A 15,997-nucleotide genomic window follows, 5' to 3' on the forward strand; every position below is an offset into this window, starting at 1 on the left:
CCACCTCTCTATCTCCAAGCAGAATATCCTCTGCAACGAGACGCGCGTGGGCCGCGACGGCATCCAGACCGCCTCCCTGCCGACAAAGGGTCATTGACGTTCCCGATTCGGCAGACGATGGTGTCGGATCTCAATCTGCAATGAGGACGAACACCACCAAGGGAGGGGAGTGACCATGAAATTGACCATAATCGCCAGCGCATTACTGCTCGCCACAGCCGCTCACAGCGCACAGCCCTACACTCTGACGGCGAAGGAGAGTCAGATAGCCGAACTCAGCGCGACGAATTACGCCAAAGAAAAAGACGCGACATTCGTCTCCTGCTCCAACCAGTGTACCAGAGACGATCACCACGTCGCCTGCGTCATCGCCGACAAAAGCGGCGCGAAGTCCGAAGTGCAATGTTCGTACAAGACGCCGGGCTGTCTGACGCAATAGGTAATTCACCCGCTCCGGCCGCCATAGGCCGTTAACCACTGCAGTTTGCCCCCGGCGGGACATGCGGTAGAGCACGGTCCTTGCCTTCGATGGGGAAAGATACCGTCCGCTGATCGCGCCGCCTTATGCGGGGTCAGTTCACCGTCGCGTCGGGCGGTCGCGTCTCGACAGGGCGAGCTTCGATCCGGTCCACCCATTTCCTGATCAGCGTGAACGTCTCTATCGGCCCGATCAGGCGCTGCCGGATCGCGCGGCGTCGGGTTCATTTTTCCCCGGCAGTCTGGCGCGAAGAGCGCGCGTTTCTGTTAGTTTTGGCATGTTGCGGTTTTCCCCCTTGGCTTGCCGCGTACCCATGGCGTACCCAGCAAGTCACAATTATCCGCAAGTAACCGCAACTGACAAGAGGAAAATCCCAGTAATAACAAGTATCCGCAACAATAACCGGATCGCGGCTGACGCGCTCTGACTCCGTTAGTCCTGGTTCGAATCCAGGTTCCCCAGCCAGATATCTGCCGTGCCAGCTTTGGGTATCCGAGAGCTCGGGTGGTGCGTTCTTGCAGCAACGCTCTACGCGGTGAGATGTGGAACTGCTGAACCTTTCACAGGCTTGCGGCAGGCCGCATCGATTTGTCAGGCCGAAAGCCTGATCGGCCGACCGGGCGCGATGCGGCTTGCGGCTGCGACGATGGCGTCTGCATCGATGCCAAAATGGCGATAAAGATCGCCGATGGTGCCGGTCTGCCCGAAATGCTCTACTCCGAGAGGCACCGTGCGATGTCCGGCCACGGCCCCGAGCCAGGACAATGTCGCCGGATGGCCGTCGATCACCGTGATCAGCGTGCAATGCGCCGGCAGACGGGCGAGCAGCCGCTCGGCGAGGCTCATCGCCGTGGCGTGACCACGCGCCCTTGCGCGCCGGGCGGCCGTCCAGCCGGCGTTCAGCCTGTCGGCCGACGTCACCGCGAGCACGCCAATGTCGCGTCGATCGCCTCCGATGCGGCCGGCTGCCGCGATGGCCTCTGTCGCGACCGTGCCCTGATAGGCGATCACCACCTCGGCATTCGATCCCGGCTCGCGAAGCCAGTAGGCGCCGTCGATCACGCCCTCGGCGAATCCTGGATCGCTGCGGTGCTGCGGTTGCTCCATCGGGCGGGTGGAAAGCCTCAGATAAACCGACCCGCCGGTCTCATCGCGCAGCCAGGTGCGTTCGTTCGGATCGCCCTCGCCGTCACGCTGGAGATAGTCGAAGCTCCAGTCCATGATGATCGACAGTTCATCGAGGAAGGCAGGCTCGAAAGAGGCCAGCCCGTCCTGCGCCATGCCGATAAGCGGCGTGCCGATCGACTGGTGCGCTCCCCCTTCCGGCGCCAGCGTCACGCCCGATGGGGTGCCGACCAAGAGAAACCGGGCGTCCTGATAGCAGGCATAGTTCAGCGCATCGAGGCCGCGCGCGACGAAGGGATCGTAAACCGTTCCGACCGGGATCAATCGTTCACCGAACAGGGAATGCGACAATCCCGCCGCGCCTAGCATAAGCATCAGGTTCATCTCGGCGATGCCTAACTCAACATGCTGGCCCTTGGGCGAGAAGGCCCATTTCTGCGTCGAAGCAATACGCTCGTCGCGGAACGTGTCGGCGCGCGCCGCGCGGGCGAACAGACCGCGCCGGTTGACCCAGGGGCCGAGATTGGTCGAGACGGTCACGTCCGGCGCCATGGTGACGATCCGGTCGGCCAACGGCCCGCCTGCCTTGGCGATCTCGTCGAGGATCTTGCCGAAGCCGGCTTGCGTGGACAGCATCCTATCCGACAATTTCACTCTGTCCGGACGCGGCAAGGCCGGCGCCTCGAAACGGCGCCTGCCCTTGGCGAAAAACGGAACACCGGACAGGAAGGCGCGCAGGCCCGCTTCGTCGGGCACGGCAGCAAATGGCTTCCACTCCGCGCCCTCCGGCACGCCCATGGCGCCGCGAAAGGTCTCCATCTGCGCCGGCGTCATCAGGCCGGCATGGTTGTCCTTGTGCCCGGCCAGCGGCGTGCCCCAGCCCTTGATCGTATAGGCCAGGAAAACCGTCGGCCGGTCGTCGTCCGCCGCATCGAACGCCTCGCAGAGCGACGGCAGGCAGTGTCCGCCAAGGTTTTCCATCAGCACTGCGAGTTCGGTGTCGCTGCGGCGGTCCAGTAGTTCCGTGATCGCACCCTGATCGCCAAGATCGTCCATGAGCCGTTTGCGCCAGGCCGCACCGCCCTGAAAAGTCAGAGCCGAATAGAGTGCGTTGGGGCAGGCATCGATCCAGTCACGCAGGGCCTCTCCACCCGGTTCGGCAAAGGCCGCGCGTTGCAGGGCGCCATATTTGAGACGGGCCACCCGCCAGCCGAAAGCGGAAAAGATCGCCTCAATGCGGTGCCAGAGCCCTTCACGCACCACGCCGTCAAGACTCTGGCGGTTGTAGTCGATCACCCACCAGACGTTGCGCAAGTCGTGCTTCCAGCCCTCCTGCAAGGCCTCGTAGATGTTGCCTTCGTCCAGTTCCGCGTCTCCGATCAGGGCGACCATCCGGCCTTCCTTGCCGGCCCAGTCATGGCCGCGCAGATAGTCCTGCGTCATGGAGGCGAAGATCGGGAAGGCCGCACCGAGGCCAACCGAACCGGTCGAGAAATCGACATCGTCGACATCCTTGGTGCGCGACGGATAGCTTTGCACGCCGCCATAGCCGCGGAAATTCTTCAGCTTCTCCAGGGGCAGGTTGCCCATCAGATACTGGACCGCGTGGAACACTGGGCCGGCATGCGGCTTCACCGCTACCCGGTCCTCGGGGCGCAGGGCGTGGAAGTAAAGCGACGTGATGATCGCCGCCATCGAGGCCGAAGAGGCCTGATGGCCGCCGACCTTGACCTCCCCCTCGCCCTTGTCGCGCAGATGATTGGCGTTGTGGATCGTCCAGCAGGACAACCACAGAAGCCGGCGATGCAGGGTTTCCAGATGGGCGAGGTCGATCATAGCGAACTCCGATTATGCGGCGAGCGACGCCGGCATCTGCAGCGCCTGCGTGAGGTCCGCCAGGATATCCTCGACCTCTTCCAGCCCGACGGACAGCCGGACCAGCCCCTCGGAAATGCCGTGGGCGGCACGCTCTTCGGGCGTATAGGTCGAATGGGTCATGGAGGCCGGATGCTGGATCAGGGTTTCGGCGTCGCCCAGGGAGACGGCGCGCCGGATCAGTTCGAGGCGGTTCATCATCGTGCGACCTGCCGCCAGTCCGCCCTTCAGCTCAAAAGCGATCATCGCTCCGAAGCCGGGCATCTGCCGCTTGGCAAGGGCATGCTGCGAAGAACTTTCCAGCCCGGGATAATAGACCTTGGCCACCGCCGGGTGGCTCTCCAGCATTCGTGCCACCGTCATGGCACTTGCGCAATGCCGTTCCATGCGCAGCTTCAGCGTCTTGAGACCGCGCAGAACCAGCATCGCATTGAAGGGAGCCATGACCGCGCCGGTCATGTCCTTCATGCCGACCAGGCGAACCTGCGTCATGTCTTCGGCCCTGCCGACAGCGATGCCACCGACGAGATCACCGTGCCCGCCCATATATTTGGTAGCGGAATGCACGACGATATCGGCGCCGAGTTCGATCGGCCGGGTTAGCACCGGTGTAGCGTAGGTGTTGTCGACGATCACCTTGGCGCCGTGCGCCTTGGCGATCGCGGAGACGGCAGCGATATCGACGAGCCGCATGTTCGGATTGGCCGGTGTTTCGAAATAGACGATCCGGGTCCGGGGCGAGAGCGCGCCACGCAACGCTTCCGGATCGGTCAGGTCCGCATGAGTGATGGTGATGCCGAATTTCGCCAGGCCGTGGCGCATGAAGGCGAAGGTGCAGCCGTAGAGCGTGTTGTCGGTGATGATCTCGTCGCCGGGAGACAGGAAGGTCCAGAACACCGAGCAGATGGCGCCCATTCCCGAAGCCAGCGCAACTCCCGCTTCGGCGCCTTCCAGGTCGGCGCAGCGGCGCTCGAGGAGATCGAGCGTCGGGTTCGAGATGCGCGAATAGATGTGCCCCGGCGCCTCGCCGGCAAAGAGTGCGGCTCCTGCCTCGGCGCTGTCGAAGGCATAGGTCGAGGTCAGGTGCAGCGGCGGCGTGAGTGCACCCTCATGCTGCGCCGGATCATGGCCAAGGTGAATGGCGCGGGTGGCAAAACTGGCGGGCTGGCGGGGGTTCATGGCGACCTCATGGCTTGGGACGGCCTGAATCTTTGCATCGAGCGCCTGGCAGGTGCTGCCAAATAATGCCACTATGCCTCACAAAATTGGAATATCACGATTGTCCAATCCCAAAATGAAACAAATAGATGCCAAGGATCGCCAGATCATCCGGGAGCTGCAGCGCGATGGCCGGCTGACCAACCAGGACCTGGCGGCACGCGTGAACCTCTCTCCGTCCCCGTGCCTGCGACGGGTGCGCCTGCTTGAAGAGGCTGGCGTAATCGTCGGCTACTCCGCGGATGTCGACACGCGGGCCTGCGGTTTTCAGATCACGGCCTTCATCCGCATCGCCCTGCAACGGCATGAACGCGAGGCCGTCGAGCGTTTCGAGAAGCGCATACATGACGCGGACGAGATCCTCGACTGCTTCCTGCTAACCGGAGAGGCGGACTATCTCCTGCGTGTCGTCGTGGCGGACCTCGACGAATACGAACATTTCGTCCGCAACCGCCTGCACGGCATTCCGGGCATTGGGTCCATCACGACGAGCCTCGTCTACGGCACCGTCAAGTCGTCCCGGGTCTTCCCTCTATAGTGCCATTGGCGTCAGGTCCCGTCTCGGCACTGATGCTGGACGGCAACGAGCATCCACTACCTCGCTCCCTCATTAAGCACTCGCAATTTCGACTGGAGGAGCAAGACAGAAAGTTCGAAAAGCTTCCAGGAACCCCAGCCAGCTATCTGCCCTCCCTTCACGCCTTCGTTGGCTTGGACACCGCCGCAAGCCGGGTGCTATGCGCTTACATTAGCAATCAACGATATATTAACAGCTATGATGCAGCCTTTCCGTATCGGGCGACGGGAACCAACCCTCCCCCATCGACGATCCGGCATCTTATGTGTGCCGCGACGTTCGACCGATGCGGAGCAAAACGCATGAGTGTCGAAACAGCACTGGCGCAGCTGCTGCGCATGATTCACGGGCGGGCTCTGAATTTGGCGACGTTGCCAGACGATGAGAGAGATCTGCACTACGATCGCATCCGCCTGTCATGTTGCGGGGCCGCCGAGCAGATTGGCCAAAGCCCCGACAAGGCAGCCATCACGGCAAACAGCGTGGTCGAATTTACCCGCGCAATGGTCGGGATCATCGAGACAGGCCGCGGGCCAGGCGCTGAGCGAAGCGCCAATCGGCCACGGGGTGAGAGTTCGAAAGTGTGGCCGGGACGGCCGCACTAGGCGTGGTGGCCCTCGCTTTCATAGCGCCGGCTCTCGAAGGTCGACGCTTCACGGACGTCTAGAATCGGGCCCAGGCTGCGATCAAGCCGAGAGGTTCAGCTTGGACCTGGCCTTGGCCTTGAGGCTGCCTCGCCGCGCAATCAGGTGATTTGTCAGCAATTTCTCGTCGATCGGTTCCGACATGAAAAACCCCTGGGCGCCGTGGCATTGTTCGGCGATCAGGAAAGCCAGTTGTCCTTCGGTTTCCACCCCCTCGGCCATGACAGTCAGGCTGAGAGAGTTGGCCAGCGCGATAATTCCTCCGACAACGTCCTGCTTTTTCCTGGACGATTCCAGATCGTTCAAGAACGATCGATCGATCTTCAGCTGATTGAGGTCGAGATCGGCAAGGTAGCCGAAACTCGAATATCCGGATCCAAAATCGTCGAGCGCCAAACTGACCCCGAGATTGCGAATTTTCGACAATGTGTTCAACGCATCCTTGCTTTGGATGAAAACCCCTTCCGTGATTTCCAACTGCAGGCGCGACGGCGGCAATCCCGTTTGCAGCAGCACCTCCGCGAGGTGCACGAAAAATCCATCGTCCTGCAGGGTCTTGCCCGAGACATTGACCGCGCAGATGAAATCGGCGGCGGAAATCGACATCCACTGCACTGCCTGCGCGCAGGCCTTGCTCAGCACGATCTTGTCGATTTCCAGGATCAAATCACTCCGTTCCGCGGTCGGAATGAATGAGTCAGGCAGGCGCACCGTTCCCGAAACGCGGTCGCGCCATCGGACCAGGGCTTCGGCGCCGATCATACGCCCCGTCGCCAATTCGAACTGTGGCTGCCAAACCAGAAAATACTCATCGGCGTTCAGCGCTTGCTTGATCGCCGCCTCCTCGCCCAGCTGCGCATCAATCTGGCTGAGGATAGCAGGCGAGAACGTCACAAAGCCGGACCGTCCTTCCGCCTTCGCGGCATAGAGCGCGCTGTCGGCGTTGCGCAACAAGGTGGAGATATCCGAGCCATGATCCGGGAAAGACGCCATGCCGATGCTGGCGCCGATGCGCACCTGGTGACCGTCCAGATCGGCAAACCGGTTCAGCTGCTCGCGCAGACGATGGCCGAGATCGTCCGAATGCCCGATCGCCATGACGGCGAACTCGTCTCCTCCCAGGCGGACGGCGGCCACTTCGCCTGGCCGTTCGACCGACTGCAAGGTCTCGGCAACGGCCTTCAGCAGCAGATCGCCAATGTGATGACCGAACGTGTCGTTGACGCTCTTGAAGTGATCCAGGTCGATCAGGAACAGCCGGAGCGGCTTGCCGGCCAGCCTTGCCCGCTCCAGCAGCCCGTCTCTGTTGGCGGACATCCAGGCGCGATTCTTCAACTCGGTCGTCGCATCGCGCCAGGCGAGAAATTCCAGCTTGCTGATGGTTTCCCGTCGGCCGATGAGCAGCACGGCGGTTCCGATCGCAAGCGCCGACAATACCGTCAAGGCAAAGGCAATCTGGTAGTTGAACCTGTTGAGGTTCTTCTCGGCCGCATAAAGATCGACGTTAACTTCTTCCCCATATTTGTAGTATTCGTCGTTCATGCGAGCGACGATCTGGTCGAGCTCAATTCCCAGTTCTTTCAGGCTGTTTTCATCGAAAGGCAAGCCGGCCGCAAGGATGGCATCGATCCGCTTCACAGCGTCATTGACCTGCGGCACGATACCGGCGTAGGCAGGGATTTCGCTAATCGTGTCGCCGCCGTCGATCCGCTCGAAACGGATGTAGACCAGATCGTTTGCGGCCGCCAATTGCTCAAGACTTTCAGGCGAACCGCCGGCCAGCTGGGCAAGTGAAACCATATCCCGCAGATGCGTCACGTCGCGTATCGCAATGTGGAACTCGCGAATGGCGAAGAAGCCGAAACGCGGCATCGCGCTCTCTATCTTGCTGACGCTCGTGAACAGCACCGCGATCAAGATAGCTGAGCAGACGGCTGCCGATGCAGCCGCGGCTACGTAGGTTACAGGAAGCCGCCAGGCTTTGCTTCTAGACCACATGGCTGGACGTAAGGCGGAAGTTCAATTGCCAGGGGCCATCGTTTTTATCAGCCAGATCCATCGAGGTTTGCGAACTGGCGTATCGAAGGCTGGATAGTCATCGAGAGGGTAGATCAGCCGCGTGGGACCTTGCGTGCGCCGCGTCAACAGCTTGCCGTCCTGGCGAGTGGCAAGAAGCAGGGGACCTTCGATCCAGTCTTCCTTCGGGATTACCTGCACATAGTCGTCCACCGCCCGCAGGACGACTGACGATTCACCCTCCAGTCCGACCAGCTTGACCACATCCCGGAACAGAACGCCCTGAAACGCAAGTTGCCCTTTTTCAAAGGGACTTGGGGTGGAAACGCTGTAAAGGCCGAGCTTTTCCAGCTGTCGCAGCGTGACCGGGATCGATTCGCCGTTCTTCTCGACATTGAAAGCAACGGTATCGGGAGGATCCGGATATTTGGCCGGTTCCATGGCGAATGCCGGCAGCATGCCGATTGCCGAAATGACCAGAACAATCAGGATCCGATCAAGTGCAGATAAACTTCTCTCGAGGATCGACACAACGCAGTCCTTTCCATTTCCATGGCCAGTACCAACCGTTGCCGGCTCGCCGATACTGTCGGCGGAGCTGCCATCCTTCCATCGAATGTTTATTTTTCAGTTAGCTTTTGGTTGCAGCGGGCGTCGTTGCTGATGGCCGATGCAGGCTAACCAACGCCCATCGAAAGCATATCAAGGAGCTGGGCGCCAAGCCGGGCCGCCTCGCACGCTACTCCGCCGCCTGCACCCTGCCCGCTCCGATGATGGCGCGAATTTCGGCGCGGCAGGAGCCGCAATTGGTGCCGGCCTTGAGCGCTTCGCCAACGGCCTTGACGGTCGAGCAGCCAGCCCCCACAGCCGCCGCGATCTGGTTGGCGCCGATGCTGAAGCAGGAGCATACGATCGCGCCGATATCCGGCCGGTCGGCGCCGGCGCGGCCGGCGACAATGCGGAAGCGCTCACGCTGGCCGGCGTGGGCGGTTTTGAGCTGCTCGGCCGCCCAGCCGCGTGAGACAGCGACTGGACCGGGTGCGACGAACAGGGCGCCGGCAAGGCGCTCGCCTTCAAAGGCGGCGATGCGGTGCTGGCCGGCGTCGCGGTCGTGATAGGCGAGCAGCTCGGCCTCAGGCGACACAAACAATGACTGGGCAAAACCCGGCCAGTCGATGTTTTCGTCGGCAAAAGCGAGTTCCACCCGCCAGCCGCCCTTGCAGCGGGCCACCGCCCAATAGTCGGCGGCGATGACCTCGGGGCGTTCTCGCATCACGGCGAAGCCGAAGGCTCTGGCGGCGAATTTCTCGATGCGCACCGCGACATGCTTCAGCGCCGGCTGGCCGGAAACAGGGTCGGCGAGCGCCGCGGTCAGGGCGTCGAGACGTCCCTTGGCCGCGAACTGGTCGGTCCAGTGCATCGGCGCGAAGACGCTGCCCTGGCGCTGGCGGGTCGTGATCAATGCGCGAACCAGGACGGCGCCGCGCGGGCTGGATAGGCGCACGATGTCGGCGTCGCCGATGCCATGGTGCTGTGCATCGGCCGGATGGATTTCGACGAAGGGCTCGGCGATGTGCTGGGAAAGACGCGGGCTTTTGCCGGTGCGCGTCATCGTGTGCCAGTGGTCGCGGATGCGGCCGGTGTTGAGGATCAGCGGGTAGTCGGGCGTGGTGCGGATGTCGGTTGAGACGCGGATCGGGATGAAGCGGGCCTTGCGGTCGGGCGTGTAGAAGTTGCCGTCGGCGAAGAAGCGAATGGGCTGGCGCCCAGTCGTACCGACCCCCTCTGGCCTGCCGGCCATCTCCCCCTCAAGGGGGGAGACTAGCGGCACTGCGGACTGCGCCCACTCTCCGACTTTGGAGATTGGCGAAGGTCGAGGTGCGGGCTGATCTCCCTCCTTGAGGGGGAGATGGCCGGCAGGCCAGAGGGGGTCGCCTGCGACAGTCTCGGCCTCGTTGGCAGAGACTGAGACTTCACCTCCGACCCCTCTCCGGCTCGCTTGTCTCGCTCCGCTCAACGCGCTCTCCGACCCTCCCCTCAAGGGAGAGGATAAGGCCGGTGCTGGCCATTGGAATGGCGCCAAATCCTCATAGCCCTCAGCATTGATCCCGGCATAAGCGCCGATATCAAAATCCCGCGCGCCATCATTTTCATAACCCGACAGCGCGGCGTGCTCGGCGAAGATCTCGCCCGGCCCGGCATGCGCAAACGCCTCGGCAAATCCCATCCGCTTCGCCACCTCGGCAACGATCCACCAGTCCGGCCTCGCCTCACCGGGCGCCGGCAGGAAGGCGCGCTGGCGCGAGATGCGGCGTTCGGAATTGGTGACGGTGCCGTCCTTCTCGCCCCAGGCGGTGGCGGGCAGCGACACATGGGCATGACGAACGGTATCGGTGCTCGCCAGCACGTCGGAAACCACCACAAACGGGCAGGCCTTGATCGCGGCTTCCACCGCATCGGCGTCCGGCATCGAATCGACCGGGTTGGTGGCCATGATCCACAGCGCCTTGACGCGCCCGTCGGCCACCGCCCTGAACATGTCGACGGCCTTCAGGCCAGGGTTCGCGGCCATTGCCGGCGCATTCCAGAAACGGCGCACGCGCGCCCGGTGCGCCGGGTTCTCGATCTCCATGTGGGCGGCGAGCATGTTGGCGAGGCCGCCGACCTCGCGGCCGCCCATGGCGTTGGGCTGGCCGGTGACCGAGAACGGCCCTGCCCCGGGCTTGCCGATGCGGCCGGTGGCGAGATGGCAGTTGATGATGGCGTTGACCTTGTCGGTGCCTTGCGACGACTGGTTGACGCCCTGGCTGTAGACGGTGACGGTTTTTTCCGTTGCCGCGAACAACGCGTAGAAGTGCGAAAGCTCGTCCTCGCTCAAACCCGTGGCGGTGGCAATGCCGGCGAGATCGAGCGATGCGATGGCCGCCAGCGTCTCCTCGAAGCCTGAGGTATGTTCGGCAATATAAGCGCGGTCGAGCGCATCGTTCTTCGCGAGATGGGCAAGGACACCGGAAAACAGCGCGGTGTCGCCATCCGGCGCGATCGCCAGATGCTGGTCGGCGATGTCGGCGGTCATGGTGCGGCGCGGATCGACCAGCACGATCTTCATCCCGGGCCGCTTCTCGCGCGCCGCCGCGATGCGCTGGTAGAGCACGGGATGGCACCATGCGAGATTCGAGCCGACCAGCACGATGAGATCGGCTAGCTCCAGATCCTCGTAGCAACCCGGCACCGTGTCGGAGCCGAAGGCGCGGCGGTGGCCGGCGACCGAGGAAGCCATGCAGAGCCGCGAATTGGTATCGATGTTGGCCGAGCCGACAAAGCCCTTCATCAGCTTGTTGGCGACGTAATAGTCCTCGGTCAGCAGTTGGCCTGACACATAAAAAGCGACCGCGTCCGGACCGTGCTCGGCGATGGTCTGCGAGAAGGTCGAGGCGACGAGGTCGAGCGCCTCGTCCCAAACGGCGCGGCGGCCGCCGATTTCGGGATGGACCAGCCGGCCATCGAGGTCGATGGTCTCGGCGAGCGCCGAACCCTTAGAGCAGAGCCGGCCGAAATTCGCCGGATGATCGGGGTCGCCGCGGACGGTGACTTCACCGTCCGCGGCGACCTTCGCCAGCACGCCGCAGCCCACCCCGCAATAGGGGCAGGTGGTCCTCACCTCGCGTGCTTCGTCGATCTCCATGGGGTCAGGCCGCGCGGCTGGCCAGCGCTTCCAGCGCCAGGAACAGGCGCTCGCCTTCCCGCTTCACCGGGATGGTGCGCACCCCGCCCTCGTCGGCACCGAGCGCCTTGCCGGTCTCGAGCGAAATCACCCAATTGTGCAGCGGGCACGTCACCGCGGCGCCATGGACGATGCCCTGACTGAGCGGCCCGCCCTTGTGCGGGCAATGGTCGTCGATGGCGAAGACTTCGTCGTCGGCGGTGCGGAAGACGGCAATCTTGCCTTGCGGGGTGGCGACGCAGCGCGCGCCACGGCGGGGGATGTCGGTGATGGTGCCTATAGCGATCCAGGTCATTGAGTGAGGGCCTTTTGCTGCAAGTCGAGCCTGGTTGATCCGACCCGTTCTGGCCTGCCGGCCATCTCCCCCTCAAGGGGGGAGATTCCCAAGCCGCCTTGCTTTCGCCAATCGCCAAGGTTGGAGGAAGGGCGCCAAGGCCGAAGCTGCTGATCTCCCCACTTGAGGGGAGATGGCCGGCAGGCCAGAGGGGGTTGGTACGACCGGATACCGACATCCTATTCGCAAGCATCTCCATCATTCCGCCGCCTCCGCGAACCCGACCGAGGCCATCGGCCGGAACTCGTGCTTGTCCTTGCCAGAAACGCGTTCCGACCACGGGTCGACCTGGGCGAATTTCTGGGAGAAGACGAAGCGCTCGTAGTAAGCCCTGCGCTTTTCGCCGTCGTCCATGATCTGGCGCTTGATCTCCTCGATGCCGACGCGCTTGGCCCATTTGTAGATGCGCTCGAGATAGCGGGCCTGCTCGCGATACATCTGCGTCAGCGCCACGATATGCTCCAGCGCCTCGTCCTCGGTCCTGACCAGGCCGAGCACCTCGGTGCCCTTGATGTCGAGGCCGGCCGCCCCGGCGAAATGGATCTCGTAGCCACTGTCGACGCAGATGACGCCGACATCCTTGCAGGTCGCCTCGGCGCAGTTTCGCGGACAGCCTGACACCGCCATCTTCACCTTGGCCGGCGTCCACGAGCCCCACATGAACTTCTCGATGCGGATGCCCAAGCCGGTCGAATCCTGCGTGCCGAAGCGGCACCAGTCGGAGCCGACGCAGGTCTTCACCGTGCGCAGGCCCTTGGCGTAGGCATGGCCTGAGACGAAACCGGCCTGGCCGAGATCGGCCCACACCGCCGGCAGGTCCTCCTTGCGGATGCCCAGCATATCGATGCGCTGGCCGCCGGTGACCTTGACCATCGGGATCTCGAACTTGTCGACGACGTCGGCGATGGCGCGCAGTTCGGAGGCGCTGGTGACGCCGCCCCACATGCGCGGCACCACCGAATAGGTGCCGTCCTTCTGGATGTTGGCGTGGACACGCTCGTTGATGAAGCGCGACTGGTAGTCATCGGCATATTCGTCCGGCCAGTCGCAGACGAGATAGTAGTTGAGCGCCGGCCGGCATTTGGCGCAGCCGCAGGAGGTCTTCCACTCCAGCTCCTGCATCACCGCCGGAATGGTCTTCAGTCCCTTGGCCTTGATCAGCCGGCGCACCTCGTCGTGGCCGAGCGCGGTGCAGGAGCACATCGGCTGCACGGCGGCCGGGTTGTACGTGTCGCCGAGGGTCAGCACCATCAGCTTCTCGACCAGCCCCGTGCAAGAGCCGCAGGAAGCCGACGCCTTGGTATGCGCCCGGACATCGTCGAGCGAGGTCAGGCCCTTGCCGGTGATCGCACCGGTGATCTTGCCCTTGCAGACGCCGTTGCAGCCGCAGATTTCCGCATCATCCGGCAAGGCTGCAACGGCCGCCATAGGGTCCAGGGGGGCACCCCCCTGGTATGACTGGCCGAAGATAAGCGTGTCGCGCATCTCCGAAATATCGGTCTGCTTCTTCTTCAGGTCGTTGAACCAGGCGCCATCGGCGGTCTCGCCATAGAGCACGGTGCCGATGATGCGGTCGTCCTTCAGCACCAGGCGCTTGTAGACGCCGGCCGAGGCATCGCGCAGCACGATCTCCTGGCGGTCGTCGCCATCGGCGAAGTCGCCGAGCGAGAACAGCTCGATGCCGGTGACCTTGAGCTTGGTCGGCGTGTCCGAATGCACGAAGGCGGCCGTCTCGTCGCCGGCAAGCTGGCTGGCGGCCACGCGCGCCATCTCGTAGAGCGGCGCCACCAGACCGTAAACCATGCCGTTGACCTCGGCGCATTCGCCGAGCGCGAAGATGTCGGGGTCGTTGCTGCGCATGCCGGCATCAACGACTATGCCGCGATTGACGGCGATGCCCGCCTCCTTCGCCAGCGCCGCGTTCGGCCGGATGCCGACCGCCATGACAACCAGCGTCGCCGGGATAATCGTGCCGTCGGCAAGCTCCACCTGCTCGACCTTGCCGTTGCCGGTGATGGCCTGGGTGTTGGCCTTGGTGATCACCTTGATGCCGCGCTCCTCCACGGCGCGCTGCAGGAGGTAGCCGGCGGCAGGATCGAGCTGACGCTCCATCAGCGTCGGCATGACGTGCAGCACGGTGACGTCCATGCCTTGCGCCTGCAGGCCGGCCGCGGCTTCCAGGCCGAGCAGGCCACCGCCGATGACCACGGCCTTGGCCCGCGACTGGGCGGCCAGCATCATGGCGCGGACGTCGTCCAGATCGCGATAGGTCAGCACGCCCGGCAGGTTGTTGCCCGGCACCGGGATGATGAACGGCACCGAGCCGGTGGCGATGACCAGCTTGTCGTAGGGTTCCGTCACGCCATGATCGGAGGTGACGGTCTTCGCCGCGCGGTCGATGGCGACTATTCTGTGGCCCTTGTAGAGCGTGATGCCGTGCTTGATGTACCAGCCGTCGCCGTGGATGATGATCTCTTCATAGGCCTTTTCGCCCGACAGGACCGGCGACAGCATGATGCGGTCGTAGTTCACGCGCGGCTCGGCGTTGAAGATGGTGACCTGGTAGCGATCCGGCGCCTTTTCCAGGAGATGCTCCAGCATGCGCCCGGGGGCCATGCCGTTGCCGATGATGACGAGTTTCTCGGTCATATTGCTGATCCGTTCCGGTTTCACTCGGCCGCGTAGGAAAGGGCTGGCGTCTCGGCCATCGAGGCGCGCTCCATGCGGCGGATGCTGAGGTGCATCCAGGCAAGGCAGCCGACGACGATGACGAAGAGCAGCATGAAGCAGCTCGACCAGACGCCGGTGAGATCGTTGAGCGCGCCGAAGGCGATCGGCAGGACGAAGCCGCCGAGCCCGCCGATCATGCCGACCATGCCGCCGACCGCGCCGACATTCTTCGGGTAGTAGACCGGGATGTGCTTGTAGACCGCGGCCTTGCCGAGGCTCATGAAGAAGCCGAGCACGCAGGCGACGGCGATGAAGGCGAGCGGGCCGATCTCGAAATGGAAGGCGATCGGCCCGCTGATGCCGCGCACGACGTAGTCTGCCGAGGGGAGAGACAGAACGAGAGTCGCGACGGCACAGACCGTGAAGGTCCAGTAGAGCACGGTGCGGGCGCCGATGCGGTCGGATAGCACGCCGCCATAGGCACGGAAGATGCTCGCCGGGATCGAATAGGCGGCCCCAATCATGCCGGCGGTGGCGATGTTGAAACCATAGACGCCGATCAGGTAGCGCGGCAGCCACAGCGACAGCGCCACGAACGCGCCGAAGACGAAGAAATAGTAGAAGGCGAAGCGCCACACCTGCAGGTTCTTCAGCGGCGCGAATTCCTGCCAGAAGCTCCTTGGCGGTGCCGCCCTGCCGGCACGGCGCTCGCGGATGACCGGATCGTCGCCGGTGGTAAACCAGAAGACGACGGCCATGACGACGAGCGCCGCCGCCCAGATTTGCGCCACCGTCTGCCAGCCCCAGGCGAGCAGCACGAGCGGCGCCAGGAACTTGGTGACCGCGGCGCCGACATTGCCGACACCGAAGATGCCGAGCGCCGTGCCCTGCCTGCCGGCGGGGAAGAAGCGCGAGACATAGGCGACGCCGACGGCGAAGGAGCCGCCGGCGAGACCGACGCCAAGCGCGGCGATCAGCATCTGCTCATAAGTATGCGCAAAAGAGAGCAGTAGGGTCGCGACCGCCGCCGAAAGCATGACGGCGGTGTAGACCAGCCGCCCGCCATAGCGATCGGTCCAGACGCCGAGCAGCATGCGCACGAGCGAGCCGGTGAGGATCGGCGTGCCGATGAGCAGGCCGAACTCCGTCTCGCTCAGCCCAAGCTCCTGCTTTATGCGCACGCCGATGATGGAGAAGATCGTCCACACCGCGAAGCAGACGGTGAAGGCGATGGTGGACATCACGAGCGCCTGCCTGGGTTCCTGGCTGGGCGCGGCTGGGAGAATTGCAGTCATGTCGGCTCCGGTTTGCGGCGTGGGAGGCGCCGCTCTTGTCT

11 protein-coding genes are annotated in these 15,997 nt (G+C 63.5%); 3 read left to right on the forward strand and 8 right to left on the reverse strand.

Annotated features, from left to right (window positions below):
- Positions 1-175 precede the first annotated feature (175 nt).
- Positions 176-439 carry a hypothetical protein gene (locus EJ073_RS06480; RefSeq protein WP_126054993.1) on the forward strand — a complete coding sequence of 88 codons (264 nt, stop codon included), beginning with the start codon at positions 176-178 and terminating at the stop codon, positions 437-439.
- A gap of 630 nt (positions 440-1,069) precedes the next feature.
- Here the strand turns inward: EJ073_RS06480 and EJ073_RS06485 are convergent.
- Complete coding sequence (locus EJ073_RS06485; protein ID WP_126054994.1) at positions 1,070-3,439, reverse strand: 1-deoxy-D-xylulose-5-phosphate synthase N-terminal domain-containing protein; 2,370 nt, start codon at positions 3,437-3,439, stop codon at positions 1,070-1,072.
- A 12-nt stretch (positions 3,440-3,451) separates the two neighbouring features.
- Complete coding sequence (locus tag EJ073_RS06490) at positions 3,452-4,657, reverse strand: methionine gamma-lyase (protein ID WP_126054995.1); 1,206 nt, start codon at positions 4,655-4,657, stop codon at positions 3,452-3,454.
- A 115-nt stretch (positions 4,658-4,772) separates the two neighbouring features.
- Between EJ073_RS06490 and EJ073_RS06495 the strand changes: the two genes are divergently transcribed.
- Together EJ073_RS06495 and EJ073_RS06500 are read left to right on the forward strand one after the other, a co-directional pair.
- Complete coding sequence (locus EJ073_RS06495) at positions 4,773-5,234, forward strand: Lrp/AsnC family transcriptional regulator (protein WP_210211271.1); 462 nt, start codon at positions 4,773-4,775, stop codon at positions 5,232-5,234.
- 341 nt (positions 5,235-5,575) lie between these two features.
- A complete protein-coding gene (locus EJ073_RS06500) occupies positions 5,576-5,878 on the forward strand; it encodes a hypothetical protein (RefSeq protein ID WP_126054996.1) in 303 nt (100 codons plus the stop codon).
- Between the two features lie 81 nt (positions 5,879-5,959).
- On the opposite strand, the gene EJ073_RS06505 is transcribed toward EJ073_RS06500, so the two are convergent.
- The 6 genes from EJ073_RS06505 to EJ073_RS06535 all read right to left on the reverse strand — a co-directional run bounded on the left by EJ073_RS06505 (position 5,960) and on the right by EJ073_RS06535 (position 15,956).
- Positions 5,960-7,825 (reverse strand): bifunctional diguanylate cyclase/phosphodiesterase, encoded by a 1,866-nt coding sequence (locus EJ073_RS06505; protein ID WP_245455688.1) that lies wholly within the window; start codon positions 7,823-7,825, stop codon positions 5,960-5,962.
- 111 nt (positions 7,826-7,936) lie between these two features.
- A complete protein-coding gene (locus EJ073_RS06510) occupies positions 7,937-8,464 on the reverse strand; it encodes a molybdopterin-dependent oxidoreductase (protein ID WP_126054998.1) in 528 nt (175 codons plus the stop codon).
- A 208-nt stretch (positions 8,465-8,672) separates the two neighbouring features.
- A complete protein-coding gene (locus EJ073_RS06515) occupies positions 8,673-11,618 on the reverse strand; it encodes a nitrate reductase (RefSeq protein WP_126054999.1) in 2,946 nt (981 codons plus the stop codon).
- Between the two features lie 4 nt (positions 11,619-11,622).
- Positions 11,623-11,952, reverse strand: a complete 330-nt coding sequence (gene nirD, locus EJ073_RS06520) for a nitrite reductase small subunit NirD (RefSeq protein ID WP_126055000.1) — start codon at positions 11,950-11,952, stop codon at positions 11,623-11,625.
- A gap of 237 nt (positions 11,953-12,189) precedes the next feature.
- Positions 12,190-14,640: a nitrite reductase large subunit NirB gene (gene nirB, locus EJ073_RS06530; RefSeq protein ID WP_126055001.1), complete on the reverse strand. Its 2,451-nt coding sequence runs from the start codon at positions 14,638-14,640 to the stop codon at positions 12,190-12,192.
- A 20-nt stretch (positions 14,641-14,660) separates the two neighbouring features.
- Complete coding sequence (locus EJ073_RS06535; protein ID WP_126055002.1) at positions 14,661-15,956, reverse strand: nitrate/nitrite transporter; 1,296 nt, start codon at positions 15,954-15,956, stop codon at positions 14,661-14,663.
- Positions 15,957-15,997: the final 41 nt, after the last annotated feature.

Source organism: Mesorhizobium sp. M4B.F.Ca.ET.058.02.1.1, from assembly GCF_003952505.1.
Taxonomy (GTDB): Bacteria; Pseudomonadota; Alphaproteobacteria; order Rhizobiales; family Rhizobiaceae; genus Mesorhizobium.